We start from the raw sequence: 15,953 nt of genomic DNA on the forward strand, positions 1-15,953 counted from the left end.
TCCGTGCAGCGGATGTGCGTTTGAGGCTTTTGACTTCCGTACGATCGTATGATCAAGCCGACAGGTAATGCCCTGCCTGAAGCCGGAACAGCTTGGCATAGCTGCCATCCAGCTGCATCAGCTCTTCGTGGCTGCCGGATTCGATGATCTCCCCGCGCTCCATCATATAAATACGGTCGGCCAAGCGGGTTGTCGACAGCCGGTGAGAAATAAAGATCACCGTCTTATCCTCCGCGGCCTCCAGCATCGCCCGGTTCAAATTGTATTCGCTAATCGGATCAAGCGCGCTGGAAGGCTCATCGAGAATGAGGACCGAGCAAGGCTTGGCGAATGCCCTGGCGATTGCGATCTTTTGCGCTTCACCGCCGGAGAAGATTTGCCCTTTGTCCGAAAACTCCCTTGTCAGTTCCGTATTCAGGCCCTGATTCAGACTGCTCAAACGGCCGGCAAAATCCGCTTTCCGCAGCGCTTCAATGATGTCGCCCTGACGCTCCGTATCCTCTTCTCCCACCCGATCCATCCATACGTTCTCCGCGAGACTAGCCGCAAACAGCTGAAAATCTTGAAACGCTACCCCGAACTGGCCGCGATAGTCCTCCGAACGGTAATCCCGAATGCTACGCCCATCGTAACGGATATCGCCATCGCTCGCGTCGTACAGCCTTAACAGCAGCTTGATCAGCGTAGACTTGCCTGCGCCGTTATAACCAACGATTGCGATTTTCTCCTTCGGCTTAATGCACATATGTATGCCTCGAAGCGTCGGCGCATCGTTATTGCCGTAGGTGAAGCTGACGTTGGACAACCGTATTTCTTTCGGCGAACGCGGCATTTCGCATGGCTGCAGCGGCTCCTCCATTTGCGGCGTATCGTTAAGAAAAGAGCGCAGCTGCCGGATATAAAGGTTATTTTTCTGAAACTTCGTTACCGTATCAATCAGATTATTGAGACTCCACCCCAGCGTCCATACGCCGTTCGTTACAGCCGCAAACGTCCCGTAGGTAATCGAGTGCTGCACAATAACCTGATAAGCCGTAATGGCAAAATAAATGCCGTCCATAAGCAGCGTGCGGAATACAAATCCGTTCAATATCCGCAGCAGGATTAAACGGGGAGCGTATTTGCGGACAACCTGCTGCATCGCCGCATTCGCTTGGCGGTAATCATCCATGAGCGGCGCCGCGATTCGGCTCGTGCGAAGCTCCTTCGCATAATCGGGCAGATAGAATACCCTGCTGGTATAATTCTTTTTCCGTTCCAGCGGCTTTAATTCCAGCTCTCTTTTAAACTCTGCTTTATTGGATAGAATCGTAATCCCGAATCTCGCCGCAAGTCCGATAATAACAACCGCAACGCCTAAAGGATTCAAGACCAGCAAGGTCCCGGCGATTCCTGCTACGGTAATCGTGCTTTTAAGCAGCTCGGCAGTCTGATCAAGCACATCCGCCGCTTTGCCTTCCGTCTGCGATGCCGCCCACACGAATTGATTATAATATTCGGGGTCGTTGTACCTTGCGTAATCCATTCGGATGGCTTTCCCGTACAATTCCGTCTGCATCGCCTTGTTCAGCTTCTGAAGCTGGATGGGCGCAAACATTTCGTAAACGTAACCGGCCGCAGTCTGAATGGTTGCCCCATAGATCAAATAACCTCCCGCGGCAAGCAGAACAGGGACGACCGAATGATGAACCGTTACCGCGTCAACGACAAGCTTGATGAGCAGGACGCCCCACATGACATCAAACAATCCGAACAACGCCTGCATGATCAGATGGACGACTGCATACAGCGGTACGATCCGGAACACGTACCTCAGCATAAAAAGATTATTGCGAAGAACGTCTCCCCGCTTAGCCATACTGAGCCGCCTCCTCCCTGTAATGCTCCGCCTGCTTGCGGAACATATCCGCGTATTTCCCGTTTACAGCCATTAACTCCTTATGGGTGCCGGTTTCTACGATTCTGCCCTCTTCCAGCATGAAGATCCGGTCGGCAAGCGCGGCGGAAGATAGCCGGTGCGAGATAAAGATAATGGTCCGGTCCGCCGATGCTTGCAGCAGCAGCTCGAACATATAGGCTTCCGCCGCCGGATCAAGCGCGCTTGACGGTTCATCGAGAATAGCGATCCGGCTATTATCCGCGAATAATCGGCTGATCGCAATCTTTTGAATCTCGCCGCCGGAGAGAACTAGTCCCTTGTCATCAAATTCCCTCGTCATGACGGAAGTGACCGAGCCGCCCATGATTTCAATTTTTTGATAGACGCCTACCTTGTCCAATACCTCAGCCGCCTGCGCATACTCATGCTGGGATGCTCTGCGCATAAAAACATTGTCCGCAAGCGGCATCGCGATCACCTTGCAATCCTGGAATACGGTTCCGAACAGCTCCCGATATTCGCTAAGACGATAGGTTTTAATGTCCGCGCCGTTTAAGCGAACGACGCCTTCCGTTGGATCATAGAGCCGCATCATCAGCTTGATCAGCGTGGATTTGCCCGCTCCGTTATGGCCAACCAGCGCGATCTTCTCGCCGGGCTTCACCTGAAGATCAATGCCGCTCAGGATTGGCTGCGACTGTCCGTCATAAGCAAAGCCGACCTGCTGAAGCTCCAGGCTTGGCCTTCCGGCGTCCGGAGCCACACCGTCTTGGCTCTGCGGAATAACCGGTTCATAACGCAGAAATTCCTTCACATTCTCAATATAAATGCCGTTTTCCTGCAAATTGGTGAAGAAGCCGGACACGGTAGCCATCGAGTGGCTTAAATTATTAATCGCATTCAGCAGGACGATAAACTGAAACGCCTTGATTTTCTGAAGGACAAGCACGCTATATCCCGCATACAGCATCGCAAGGGGATACGGAGCAACTCTGCCCAGGACATCGTCAAGCGCCCTGTATTTAGCGACCTGCCTGCCCAAGGTCAGGAAGTTGCCGCGCATGATGCCAACAGCCTTCCCGTAGCGGTCCAGCATCACCCGAAATATATTCGAGAGTCTGAGTTCCTTCGCATAGCTCTCCAGATAAGCAATCCGGTTTACGTATTTGCCGACCCTGACGGACGGCGTGTTGGCTTTGTTCAGTTCATACAAAGCGCGGTTGCGGCGGACCGTGATCGTAAGCTTGGTTACGGCCGGAAGAATAATAAAGACAATGGCAATCGGATCCAGATAAATAACCGTGATTAACAGCATGATAAATGAAGCAAGCGCCCCCACGAAATTCGTCAGATTGTCCAGAACGCTGGCCATGCGGGTGTCCGCTTCCAGCCCCGCCCTCGTATATTTGTCGTAAAATTCCGTATTTTCATAGCAGGCTAGCTCAACCTCCGCGGCTTTTTCGAACAAGATCCGGTTGAGCTCTTGCGAGATCATGAGATCGCACACCGGCTTGTAACGCTTTTCGAACCATTCGGAGACGACTGACAGAACGAAATACGTTGCGATCATGGCGCATATAAAATCCAATACATAACGATATGGCGTCCCGTTCTCCACCGCACCAAACACATAACCGATAAATAATATGGCATACAGATAATCCATTCCGTAGTTTAGAACAGCGAGTATAAATTGCAGGATTACCCGGCGGGGCGCCGTGCGGTAAGCGATTCCCAGGAAATACATATTGTTGTTCCAGTACATTCGAAATTGCCGGTAAACCGATTCTTTACTAGACATCGATCAATCCCCCCTCTTTGCTTTCACTGCTCCAGATCCCAATATATTACAACTTATTTGCTATGTCAAAATAAAAATTCGTATGTCTTTTATAACAAATTATTTTATTTGTTTTATCCTAAGCTACTTTCTATTGCAGGCAAAATAAAACAAAAGGGACATCGGCTGATGTCCCTTTTGTATGCATTAATATAATTGATTAACGCTTTGGCGCAAGCTCTACCGCTTGGCGCAGCGCTTCCTTGATGCTTTGGTCATCCGCGATGCCTTTGCCCGCAATATCGAAAGCCGTTCCGTGATCGACGCTCGTGCGGATAATCGGCAGGCCGACGGTAATGTTAACGCCTGCTTCGAGGCCTAACACTTTTACCGGACCATGTCCCTGATCGTGGTACATGGCGACAACGATATCGAAGTCGCCGCGCGTCGTACGGAAGAATAACGTGTCCGCGGGGAGCGGACCTTGCACGTTAATGCCCTCCTTTTTCGCACGCTCGACGCCGGGAATAACCTTCTGCTCCTCTTCGCCGTAGCCGAACAGCCCATTCTCGCCCGCATGCGGATTAATGCCGCAAACCGCGATGCGAGGCTCCGCGTAGCCGGCTTTCCGAAGCGTTTCATGAGCCATTTGGATCACCTTGTAGACGCGTTCCGGCTCGATCATTCTTACGGCATCAATGATGCCTACGTGCGTGGTTACGTGAATGACCTTCAGCTTTGGAGCGGAGAGCATCATCGCAAAATCCTGCGTCCCCGTCAAATCGGCCAGAATCTCGGTATGACCCGGATAAATATGGCCGCCCTTGTGGAGCGCTTCTTTGTTCAGCGGCGCCGTGCAGATGCCGTCAATCTGCCCTTCGTTTGCCAGCTCAATGGCGGTCTTCAAGTACATAAACGCGGCATGCCCCGCTTCCGGAGACACTTGTCCAAACGGAAGGTCGGCGGGCAGCAGATTCAGATCAAGGCAATCCACCGTACCGTATTCGTATTGCGCTTCCGTGACGGAAGCAATAGGGCGAATCTTGAGCTCGCTGTTCACGACACCCGCCGCACGTTGCAATATTTTCGCGTCGCCAATGACAAACGGATTGCAGCTCTCATACAGAGCCGAATCGCCAAGAGCCTTCATAATAATCTCGGGGCCGACGCCTGCGCCGTCTCCCATTGTGATCCCAATAATCGCTTTCATTGTTATTCCCCTCTTCCTTCTCGTATATGCTGCATGGCATGCCATAACGAACCTTTACGGCCGAACGCCCCTGCTTTCGTAATAGCCGGCAAACGGGAACCGCCAACCAAGGTGCCGAACGGGATACCCGGCTCCACCTCATGATGAAGCTCAAAGCCGCTGACGCCTAAATATCTGCAGACGGCTTTGGCCGTATCGCCACCGGTGAGCACGAGACCTTGTACGGAGCTGCCCGCAGCAACCCGGCTTGTTATTCGGCCAAGCGTATCCGCGATCCGGTTGGAGACATCCGAGGAATCCAGTCCAAGCGCCGCTCCCTTTTCCTTGGCGGCGCTGACTTGCTCCGGAGAAGAACCGGCGTGAAGCGAAATGTCTTTCCCCGCTGCAATAGCAAGCTGCAGCTCTGCCGTACACCTTGCAATTTCTCGCTCTTGTTCCTCAGCGGGCCCGATGGCTGCCAGCGGATCCATCTCCAAAGCGGCAACATTGGCCTGCCGGTTAACCTCCGCAACCTGTTCCCGGGTAATGGCCGATATACTTCCCGCTACGAGAATGACGGCACCCGTCGCAGATTGTTTTTCGTATCGTCCAGTGATCTTGGGCGGATCGGGCGTAATCAGGAATTCCGCCAAGCCGGCCGAGCCTCCCCACAATACGCTTGCCTGAAATACCGGCATCAGCGCGGCAATAACGGCAAGATCGTCATCCGTCTCCGCGTCGAATACAAACAGCTTTACGGCTTGACGAAGTTGTTCTTCGATAAATTGACGAACCGCCTCCGGACCTTCGCGTAACAAAGCAAGCTCTACATTCGCGCTAGCAAGGCCGGATTGCTTTTGCAAAATATGAGCGACACGGGAATCCGGTACAGGAGTCTTCGGATCTCTCGCCATCTCGGTTTCGTGAATCGGCGTACCGTTCAAGTAATGGATTCCCCCTACGGTCGTCCGGCCGATTCTTGGAAAGGCAGGCGCAATAAATGCGGCTTGGAAGCTATAGCTGTCCATAACCCCGCGTATTTCCTGTCCCAGATTCCCTCTAAGCGTAGAGTCCATTTTTTTGTAAATAAAGCTAAACCCTTTTTCTTTGAGCGCCGCGGCTGCGCTAACCGCCCGCTCATAAGCAAGCTCTCCGGGTATCGAGCGGCTGTCCGTGTCGATGACGATCACATCCAGCTCCGAATGGTCATCGGGAATGGACGACCAATCGAACAGCACCTGCGTCTTTAGGCCATTCCGTGCAAATTGAACGCCGGAGTCCGATGCGCCGGTTAAATCATCTGCAATAATCGATATCTGTTTCACGTTGCATCCTCCGTCGTTTTATTTGCTTCTAGCTTCCAGACGCTTAGCCCACCATGCGGTCACAATCGGCGTAAGGATGGCCGTCACAATAACGCTCGAAGCAACAAGCGCGGTTGCCGAAGGAACGAGCGGTACATAAATCGAGTTTGCGGCGGCAACCGCCGCCGGTACGCCTGCGGCATTGCCCGCGGTAGTAGCTGCGGCCAAGCCGGCTACGCCATTACCGCCCGTAAGCCGGTCGGTCCCCATCAGCGCCAAGCCTGTAATGATAACAACCGCAACGCCTAGCAGCACGCCAAGCGCGCCTGCTTTCCACACATTGCCCAGATTCAGACCGGCACCAAGCGCAAAGGCAAAGAACGGAACGAGGACCGGCACCCCTTTAGAGAGGAACTCGCGGAGCTCTTTATCCAAATTGCCGAGAATCATGCCGACTACCAGCGGAAGGATTGCGCCTACAAGCGTTTGCCACGGGAACGCGGCGAGGCCGGCTGCGCCAAGCGTAATCATGGTCAGGAACGGGCCGGACTCGAGGCTCATGATCGAATATGCGCCTACATCTTCCTTGCGTCCGAACTGCCCCATCAGCGCCATGTACAGACCGCCGTTTGTATCATTCATGGCCGCGACGATAGCCAGAACGGAAAGCCCGGCGAAGAAACCGTTATCAATCATGCCATTGCCAAGAAATTTACCGGCGATAAAACCAACCAGCATCGCAATGCCGATTTTGGTGATTAATAAGGTACCGCCTTTTTTCACGATATAAGGCGTTGCTTTAAAGTCGATGGTCGATCCCATACAGACATAAAAGACAGCCAGCATGGGAAGCGAGCCGGTCATCAATGCGCCGGTAAAGGAACCAAAGTAAGTCGAAATCGTTGGAAAAGCCGTATTTATGATAGCTCCAATCAATAATGGGACGATCATCATACCGCCAGGGATTTTTTCAATGCTCGCTTTAATCTTCACAAGTAGTCCCCCTAAGATGCATTTTTGCTTTATATTGAAACAGTATCTTCAATTTGTAAGCGCTACATTGCTAATTATAAAGCGAGTCAATGGGATGGACAACCTTAATTACGTTTCATTATTAAACGTTTTGTTCATTTTTCTCCAAAAGGTTGTCCGGTTCATTCCGAGCCTCTTGCAAGTTCTGGATTGATTCATTCCTTCCTCTTGAAGGACGTAAGTAATGATCCGGCGCTCGATTTCCTCCAGCGTTCCCCGCAGGTCTATCGTGGTAGACACCGTATCCGCATCGGCAATCAAGGACTCTTTATATTGTTCAATAACAGTCGCCGCATCCTTCTTCTCTACATAATTACCTTGGGTCAGGACAAGCATTTCGTGAATGGCGCGCTCCAGCTCGCGTAAATTCCCCGGCCAATCGTATTGCAACAAATCATCGAGAGCGGCTTCGCGGAAACCGACGATCTGCTTGCCGGATTGAAAATTATAATTCGCAATCATGACCCTGATGATCTCATCAATGTCCTCCATCCGTTCCTTTAACGGAGGAACTGCTAATTGAAGCTCGCCTAAAGCGGCGATTAGCTCATGATTGTAGTCCGCTTTCCCCTTCAGGCGGGTTAAGCTTGTTGAGGAAGAGGCAATAAACCGGATTTCTGGGTACCGGCGTATGGCCTGCAGCCATTGATCCTGCGCTTCGCGGTCCAGCCTGTCCACATTGTTCAGATAGATCGTTCCGCCGAAACCGGTCTCGGGCAAGCCAAGCTCCTCCGCCGTTCCTTTCAGCAGAAGATCGGTTTCCTGCCCCGTCATCCCTTCGCACGGAATCATATAGAAGCCTTGCGCATGGCGCCTGCTCGCCGAATGGATCGCTTGGGCGAACAGCGATTTGCCGGTTCCCCTCTCTCCGGAAATCCAAAGATTACGGTCGCTTAGTGCATACTTTTGCGCCTTGGCAATCGTTTTATTCAACATTACGCTGGAGCCTACCATTTGATTAAACGTAGTGAGCCTTGGCGGAATATAAGCGGCGAATCTTCGCTCGTTGCGCCAATTCTCGATCGAGTCCAGGGAAACCAGATAACGGAAGCTCCCTTCCTTGCGGCCCTCGCTCACGCTGACCTTGTATTGCTGCTCATTCAAATAAAGAAACTGCTTGGACCATTTGGCAGTACTGTCCGCCTCCTCCACTCCGCTTATCAGCTTATAAAGCGCGGGTAACGAGTATTGGATGCTGCTTCCTGACAAAGCGTCCGCATCCCCACTGCCGCTGCTGGCGAGCAGTTCTCCCGCCGTCTCGTTCATGAACAGAATCCGATGACGATCGTCAAGCGCGATAATCGCTCTTGTATCCTGGTCCAGGATATCCCGGTAGAACATCGTCTGCTCCCGGCCTTGCCGGTACACATCGTATACGCGCCTAACCTCCCGGAACATATCGCCGACCGATTCTTTGCCGGAGGTAATAAGAATGCCGTGATAGCCCATCTCCTGCGCGGCCCGGACCGTAACGGCATCCCCCAGCACGATCTGAACCTTGTCGCCACATGCCTGCCGCAGAGCGCCGCGCACTTCGGTCTGGTCGCTGATCTGGATAATCGGAATTTCAAAATCCAGCAGGCTGGACACCTCCGCAACCGCCTTGCATATATTCGGGAAGCCGATTATGGCTACCTTGGAATTCGTTCGGCGGATAAGCGTCAGCACCCGCAAAATATCGTAGCCGGATACCGGAATGTCCACGACAGGCAGCGAGGAATGCTTGCGGATCAGGTTTGCCGTACCGCCGCGGCTGATAATAATGTCATAGCCCTTTTCCTCGGCTTGCTGAATAAGCGGGAGAGCTTCTTCCAAATCCGCTACTTCCACATCCATCCGAATCATTGTTTCTTCCTGCACCATTTCCAACAGCAAATCCCGCAAACCTACATACGGAGCTATAGCCAGCACTTTTATTTTCATGATGACACCTCGTTTTTCGTTTCAGTTTGAAACACCATGACAGCATTATAATATACGAGCGGCCAAAACGGAAAAACGGAGCCCGCTTGCCGCGCGGCTCCGTTTCTGTCGGTTATTTTTCCTAAATAGGATCCTCGAATTCCGCCCCGCCCGATGCTTTGCGAAGAGTCTTGATATCCTGAAGGGGAGGCTGGCCGAACAGTCTTCGGTATTCCCGGTTGAACTGTGACGGGCTTTCGTAGCCTACCGTCAGCGCGGCTGTAGTTGCCCCTACCGGACCGCTAAGCATCAGGCGCCTCGCTTCCTGCAGGCGCAGCTGCTTCTGATATTGCAAAGGCCCCATTGTAGTGATGGCTTTAAATTTATGATGAAGCCCGGACGTGCTCATATTGCATGATTTCGCCAGCTCCTCCACCGTAAAGGAGTGGGTGTAGTTCTCCTGGATCCAGTGAATCGCCTTCGCTACCCCATCCGCCCGTTGGTCGAACAGTACCTTCTGCATAAACAAATGTCCAAAATCGCCCGACAGCAGGTTGAATATCATTTCCTTCTTCAACAGCTCGGACAGAAACCGGACTTCCTTCGGCTTGTCGATTAACTTCAGCAGCCGGTAAAAGATGTCCAGCAGATTGGCATCCGATTTGCCGATAAAGGCCGCGGAAGTTAAATCTTTTTCTTTTGGCTCCGCAAGGATCTCAGCCTCCACGACGACGGAAGCAATCTCCTGCGTCGTGAAATCAATGCGCAGTCCGATATAAGGCTGCTCTTCGGTTGCTCCGACAACCTGGCCAAATGCAGGGATATCCAGCAGCGACGCAACGTAATCCCCCGCGCTGTAATGAAAGATATCCTGGCCGAGATACAGCTTCTTCTCCCCTTGGAGAATCAGACAAAAAGAAGGTGTCAGCACGCCTGGACACCTCACCGTATCATGACTGCGTTTGACGATGGACAGGAAAGGTACGATCGTTGTATTCCGCCCTTCTTCGAGCGTCATCCTCTCCGTCATTCCAATAAGCTGATCCAGCGTTTTCTTATAAATCGAAATGCTTTTCCCTCCCGCTGACCGGGAATCCATGGTTTGCTCCGGCATATCCGCTATCCCTCCCGCCTTGATCCTGATTATATAAGCATTCTTGACGATTGGAAAGCAAAAGAACGATCGAATTGCAGCTTTAGGCAACTTTTAAGCAGGAACGATCTACTTCGAATCGCCGATTCCATTCATAATAGCTTTCAGGAACACTAACACGGGAACAAGAAAGGAACGTGAACATGCATCAATCCAAATGGATTATTCTCACGATTATTATCGCGTGCCAGCTAATCGTTGTGCTTGACGCGTCCGTCATGGTAACGGCCATTCCGCAAATCGGAAGGACGCTTCACATGTCGACAACCAGCTTGACTTGGGTTCATAACAGCTACATTCTCGCCTTCGGCGGTTTCTTGCTGCTTGGTGCCCGGGCAGGAGATCTCCTGGGGCGAAGACGAATGCTAGGCATCGGAATCGGGTTGTTCTCTTTGACCTCATTCTTTGCAGGCATAGCGCCAACGGCTGAATTTCTGCTTATCTCGCGGGCTCTGCAAGGCTTTGCCGCCGCACTCGCCACGCCTGCCGCGCTTGCCTTGCTGTCGGCTACCTTTGTGGAAGCGAAGGAACGCTCCCGGGCGATTTCCATGTACAGCGCCGTATCCGCCGCAGGGGGAAGCATCGGCCTCATTCTTGGCGGATTCTTCACCGATTTTGTCTCCTGGCGCTTCGGTATGTTTATTAATGTACCCATCGGAATTGTTTTGCTGTACCTGGTTTACAAGTTTATTCAGCCAACAAGCATCAGATCCGGCCGCTTTGATATAGGCGGCGCCCTTACTTCCGTTATCGGCATGACCTCGTTGGTTTACGGTTTGGTTCAAGCGGCGGATTACGGCTGGGGTAACCCCGCAACTTGGATTCCGCTTGCGGCCGGAGTTGTCCTGCTGGCGGTATTTGTTCTTATTGAAACCCGGGCGGCTGAGCCGATTATCCCGCTGCGGTTATTTGCGAACCGCCAGCGTTCCGGGGCATACTTGGGAAGATTTCTGATGGTTGGCGGGAACTTCTCCCTCTTTTTCTTTATCCCGCAATATTTGCAAAATGCCCTGGGATTCAGCTCCTTTGAAGCAGGTCTGGCCTTCCTGCCGTTTACCGTTGCTCAGTTCGGAATGATGTACATTATCCCGGGACTGGTTCGGCGATATGGCAATATCAAAGTACTGTCTGCCGGGTTAATCATTGCGATTATCGGTACGCTTCTGTTAAGCCGGATGGTCTCCGCTCAGACGCCGTTCTTTCCGGATCTGTTTATTCTTCTCGCTATCATGGGCATCGGTGCCGGAATGGTCTTTCAGCCGCTTACGGCAATGGGACTGACCGGTGTGCAGCCGCAAGACAGCGGCGCGGCTTCGGGTCTGGTCAATGTCGCCCATCAAAGCGGTGCTTCCTTGGGCCTTGCGGTTCTCATTACGGTGTTTAATACCTCGATCCGCGCGGAACACCCTTCCGTATCGGAGTTTGCGCATGCGGTCTCGAACTCCATATTGGGATCCGTCTTCTTTATCGTATCGGCCTTGCTGGTGACGTTTATCTGCTTTGCATCCGTTCGGCAAATGACCCGCAAACGGGCTCTGCAAGCCAATAAATAAGAACAGCAAAAAGGCTGCCTATCAAGTAGGCAGCCTTTTTGGCTTCGTATTTACTAACGACGGAAGTTAGTGGATGCACCGCCGAGGCTTTGCTCAGCGATTTCAACCAAACGGCGAGTAATCGATCCACCGATTTTTCCGGCATTATAAGTAGTAATATCACCGTTGTAACCATCACGCGATAAGGAAATACCGAGCTCTGAAGCCACTTCGAATTTGATTTGATCCAAAGCTTGCGCTGCTTGTGGTACCACTAAAGTATTGCTGTTGCTTCTAGACATTGAAAAGCCCTCCTAATGTGTTGGTTTGTGATGTAATTTTTGGTGCTGAAATTAATTTCTCCAGCTACCACCACATTATGCAAGGTAACGAAAAACTTTTTAATAACGGAGCCATACGTTCATTTCGCCAGGCTCACGGTTGCCCCACAGATAGTAAGGAATCGCTTTGAAACGGACGGATTCCCTATGCTTGGTTAGCGGCTGATAAGGCTGACCTTCCACCCAGCCGGAATTGTCAATAACAACTCCGTTGCCTTCCACTACGACGCAGCCTCCAAGCAGTTCCGAAGCTTTGCTTGCCGATAGTTCCGGCACTTCCGCAAGCGATAGAGATGCCAGCGGCTTGCCGTTGTCCGCTTCCTCTACGCAGTAGACAAGCGGCCCGCGTTGAATGGCGGCTTTACCGGCATCCGCGCGGATTAACGGATTCGCGGCAATCAACAACGTCTCGATTGGCAGCAGCCATTCCACCTGATCACCGTCCTGCCATACGCGGTATACGGTGGCGTAGCCTTTATCCACATGGTAACGGACTGATTCTCCGTTTATTTTCAATACCGGCTCTTTCGAAGAGAACCAGTTCGGAATACGAAGCGCAAGCATAAACGGAACATCGTCTTTATCTTCTTGCAGCGATATCTTAAATTCAACCTGGCCGTTCCAAGGGAGCTCCGATTTCTAGTTCATTACGATTTTCCGGCCTCCCGTCTCGAATGCTACTTCGCTTCCGATAAACAGATGGACACGGACGGTTGAGCCGTCCTCCGACACATCATAAATGTAGTCGTCGAGCGAGCCTAACAAACGGGCTACGTTAGGCGGGCAGCAGGAGCACCCGAACCATTTTTGCCTAACCGGCTTCACATGGAATTTATCCGGGCTCATGGCGCTTGCTTCCGGCCATACCTCAAGCGGATTCACATAGAAGAAATGCTTGCCATCCTTCGCCATGCTTCCGAGCACGTTATTGTACAAGGCCCGCTCCATCACGTCCGCGTACTCGCTCTTGGCCTCCAGCTGAAGCATCCGCCGTGCCCAGAAGATAAGGCCGATCGACGCGCAGGTCTCCGCGTAGACAATATCGTTCGGAAGATCGTGGTCGAAGGTAAAAGCTTCTCCTAGATGCGTCGCGCCAATCCCCCCGGTGATGTACATTTGCTTGCCGGTCGTATTCGCCCACAGCCGCTCGCATGCTTCGCGGAGCTTGACGTCACCGGTTAAGCGGGCAAGATCCGCCATGGCTGTATACAGGTATACCGCCCGAACGGCATGTCCGACGGCAACCGGCTGCTCCCGAACCGGAATATGGCTTTGGTACACCTCGAGATTAGGCTCCCCTTGCGCCCAGATCGTTGTCCGGCCGCGTCGTTCCCATTCCTCCAGGAAATAATTCGGCTTGCTGCCGCGTTCGTCGATAAAGTACAAGCTCAGGTTCAGATACCGTTCTTCTCCCGTAACCTGATACAGCTTCACTAAGGCCAGTTCAACCTCCGGATGGCCGCAATAAGCCTGCATTTGTCCCGGTTCCTTACCAAACAAGCTTGCGATAAGGTCGGCAAAGCGGCAGGAAATGTCGAGCAGCTTGCGCTTGCCCGTTGCCCGGTAATAAGCAACAGCCGCTTCGAACAAATGACCCGCGCAGTACAGCTCATGCGCTTCATACAGGTTGGACCACTCTTTGCCGGGCTCTTGAATCGTAAAATACGTATTTAGATATCCGTTCTCATGCTGGGCTTGTCCAATCAACTCGATCGCTTCATCCGCAATCTTTTCCAGCTCCGGATCGGGTTGACGTTCTAGCGAATAAGCAACGGCCTCCAGCCATTTGTAGAGATCGCTGTCCTGAAAAATCCATCCGCCGAATTCGCCCTTCTCTAGGCCCGCCGCAATCCTGAAATTGCGGATAGAATAGCTGGGCTCCGCGTCTTGAATGCGGTCATTCAAAGCCTCCCATTGATATGGGATGACCGTTGTTCGTACTAGCTCTGTATATTCATTCCAAAAATCATCCTTGATGCTGATCTGCGTGTCCTTCATTATAATCCTCCTTCAGATGACTGCCTAGTCGTTAAAAACGATAAAAATTGACTCCATGTAAGTTCGAGTATATGCTTTATTCGTCTGCATCAATAGGAATGGATTGAACTTTTTCTTATACAAAATGACACAGTAAGGAGGTGAATCGCATTTGAGCTTCGTAGAACTGCAAACCCCGCCCCTCCCTTATTACTGGGAGTCCGGCTGCTCCGAGTTCCGAGCCGGAGACCGGCATCCCAATCGAAGAAACTTCGGCCTATTCGACTTGATTGTTGTGGCTGAAGGGAAGTTGTTTATCGGGGAGAACGGTCAGGAATGGTCGCTAGGCAAAGGGGATACCTTGCTTTTGCTGCCTGACGGAGAACACTATTCGGTGAAGCCATGCGAGCAGCATACCGTTTTTTACTGGGTGCATTTCGAGCATCTGATCTGGCAATCGCATGCCAAAGAAGGAGCCTCGGCGCAATCTTTCTTGAATCCCCACCTCATTCGGATTCCGAAGCATATTGCCCTGAATGATTCCGGGAATGCCTTCAAGCTGATGCGTCAGCTGTTGAATCTGACCGTCGGAGACTCCTTCTGGGAGGAACAAAGCTTGCTAGCCCGGCTGCTCTCGCTGCTCGAGAGCGAAAGCTTAAACAAAACCATTACGCCGGCTACGCGTCTCGCGGAAAAAGCCGCCTTTTATCTGCAGCAGAATTTCCAAAAAGACATTACATACGAGCTGCTTGCCGAAGAACTGCACTTTCATCCTAATTACATCGTCCGCTGCATGAAGAAGCGATACGGCATGACGCCTAGCCACTACTTGCTTGAATTCCGGCTGGACCGGGCGAAGAAGCTGCTCGTTTCCTCCGAGTGGTCGATTGAACGAATTGCCGAAGAGGTTGGCTTCCGGTATGCCCCTTATTTCACGGCCTGCTTCAAGCGTAGGGAAGGCATCTCTCCGCTTCGCTACCGTAAATCGGTTCAGCAATGAAAAAGCGGAACAAAAAAAGCCGATAAGTTATCGGCTTTCTCTGTGCTTGAGCAAATTGATTATTCGTTCATAGTCATAAATGTTATAGGTTTTAAAAGCTAATTTATGTATTCCGCCGCTCTCCGTAAATGAAAAGATAACATAATCTTCATCCCTCTCGAAATCTGCCGAAAGACTATTCTTGCTGATCTCCTTAATGAGCACGGCTTCAGACTCCGCCTGGAACAACGATTTTTTCATGACTCTAACTTCGGTATCCGTAAAAACAAAGAATCCTTTAAAACGCACATCGTCTATTAGAATCGTCAGATCCTTAATTTTGGTGTCGGATGCTTCAGCGATCTTCTCCTGTATGCTGCTGGAGGAAGTTGGCTGGAACAGCGATAAGATTCCGGATTGAACCGGTTGATTTGCATCAAATTTATTCACTAGCTTTTGCAGCAGATTAACGATTTCCGATAAGCCTATAAAGATAAAGCCTGCCGTAACACCCGACAACCACCAATATAGAGCAATGGTCATATGAAAGCCATCAGGAGCATCCCCGAAAACTAAGCCTTCAATAAACCCAATGACAAGCAGCAGTATTCCGATTCCCATCAAGCATGTAGAAATATTGTTTCTCATTTGTCTATGACTCCTTGTTAGGTAAAAATTTTCCTATTGAAATCATAGCAAAATTTAGTAGATTGGACTAGTTATTTCTTCCTCAGCCTTCTAATCGACGATATTTCTTGCCTTTTTAATACACTCTTTTAACTTCTTTATTAAACCAATGAATATAACCGCAACGATCACAGATTAATATATTTGCTGAACGGTTAGCAAAATCGAGATTAAGGAAACTCATAAAAGCCGTGTTTA

Annotated in this window: 11 protein-coding genes and 1 pseudogene; 2 read left to right on the forward strand and 10 right to left on the reverse strand. The window is 51.3% G+C overall.

The window, feature by feature from the left end; genetic code table 11:
• Nucleotides 1-52: 52 nt before the first annotated feature.
• From PGL01S_RS07915 to PGL01S_RS07945, 7 genes are all read right to left on the reverse strand, one after another.
• Nucleotides 53-1,858, reverse strand: a complete 1,806-nt coding sequence (locus PGL01S_RS07915) for an ABC transporter ATP-binding protein (RefSeq protein WP_127493223.1) — start codon at nucleotides 1,856-1,858, stop codon at nucleotides 53-55.
• On the reverse strand, nucleotides 1,851-3,680 hold the full coding sequence (locus PGL01S_RS07920) for an ABC transporter ATP-binding protein (RefSeq protein WP_127493225.1): 1,830 nt from the start codon (nucleotides 3,678-3,680) through the stop codon (nucleotides 1,851-1,853). Before PGL01S_RS07920 ends, PGL01S_RS07915 begins: the two co-directional genes overlap by 8 nt.
• A 199-nt stretch (nucleotides 3,681-3,879) precedes the next feature.
• The gene (pdxA, locus tag PGL01S_RS07925; protein WP_127493227.1) at nucleotides 3,880-4,869 is read right to left on the reverse strand and encodes a 4-hydroxythreonine-4-phosphate dehydrogenase PdxA; all 990 of its coding nucleotides are present in this window, start codon (nucleotides 4,867-4,869) and stop codon (nucleotides 3,880-3,882) included.
• Between the two features lie 2 nt (nucleotides 4,870-4,871).
• Nucleotides 4,872-6,173, reverse strand: coding sequence for a four-carbon acid sugar kinase family protein (locus PGL01S_RS07930; protein WP_127493229.1), 1,302 nt, complete (start codon nucleotides 6,171-6,173; stop codon nucleotides 4,872-4,874).
• 18 nt (nucleotides 6,174-6,191) lie between these two features.
• Nucleotides 6,192-7,145, reverse strand: coding sequence for a 2-keto-3-deoxygluconate permease (locus PGL01S_RS07935; RefSeq protein WP_127493232.1), 954 nt, complete (start codon nucleotides 7,143-7,145; stop codon nucleotides 6,192-6,194).
• Between the two features lie 108 nt (nucleotides 7,146-7,253).
• Complete coding sequence (locus PGL01S_RS07940) at nucleotides 7,254-9,107, reverse strand: sigma-54-dependent Fis family transcriptional regulator (protein WP_127493234.1); 1,854 nt, start codon at nucleotides 9,105-9,107, stop codon at nucleotides 7,254-7,256.
• A gap of 121 nt (nucleotides 9,108-9,228) precedes the next feature.
• Complete coding sequence (locus tag PGL01S_RS07945) at nucleotides 9,229-10,200, reverse strand: AraC family transcriptional regulator (RefSeq protein WP_127493236.1); 972 nt, start codon at nucleotides 10,198-10,200, stop codon at nucleotides 9,229-9,231.
• A gap of 182 nt (nucleotides 10,201-10,382) precedes the next feature.
• On the opposite strand from PGL01S_RS07945, the gene PGL01S_RS07950 reads away from it, so the two are divergent.
• The gene (locus PGL01S_RS07950; protein ID WP_127493238.1) at nucleotides 10,383-11,792 is read left to right on the forward strand and encodes an MFS transporter; all 1,410 of its coding nucleotides are present in this window, start codon (nucleotides 10,383-10,385) and stop codon (nucleotides 11,790-11,792) included.
• A 53-nt stretch (nucleotides 11,793-11,845) separates the two neighbouring features.
• On the opposite strand, the gene PGL01S_RS07955 is transcribed toward PGL01S_RS07950, so the two are convergent.
• A complete protein-coding gene (locus PGL01S_RS07955; RefSeq protein WP_127493240.1) occupies nucleotides 11,846-12,073 on the reverse strand; it encodes an alpha/beta-type small acid-soluble spore protein in 228 nt (75 codons plus the stop codon).
• A gap of 99 nt (nucleotides 12,074-12,172) precedes the next feature.
• Nucleotides 12,173-14,110: pseudogene (locus PGL01S_RS07960) on the reverse strand (glycoside hydrolase family 127 protein).
• A 151-nt stretch (nucleotides 14,111-14,261) separates the two neighbouring features.
• Between PGL01S_RS07960 and PGL01S_RS07965 the strand changes: the two are divergent.
• Entirely contained in the window at nucleotides 14,262-15,089 is an 828-nt protein-coding gene (locus tag PGL01S_RS07965) for an AraC family transcriptional regulator (protein WP_127493242.1), read from the forward strand.
• Nucleotides 15,090-15,116: 27 nt separating this feature from the next.
• On the opposite strand, the gene PGL01S_RS07970 is transcribed toward PGL01S_RS07965, so the two are convergent.
• Nucleotides 15,117-15,716, reverse strand: coding sequence for a hypothetical protein (locus tag PGL01S_RS07970; RefSeq protein WP_127493244.1), 600 nt, complete (start codon nucleotides 15,714-15,716; stop codon nucleotides 15,117-15,119).
• Between the last annotated feature and the right edge of the window lie 237 nt (nucleotides 15,717-15,953).

This window comes from Paenibacillus glycanilyticus NBRC 16618 (assembly GCF_004000805.1).
GTDB classification, from domain to species: domain Bacteria; phylum Bacillota; class Bacilli; order Paenibacillales; family Paenibacillaceae; genus Pristimantibacillus; species Pristimantibacillus glycanilyticus.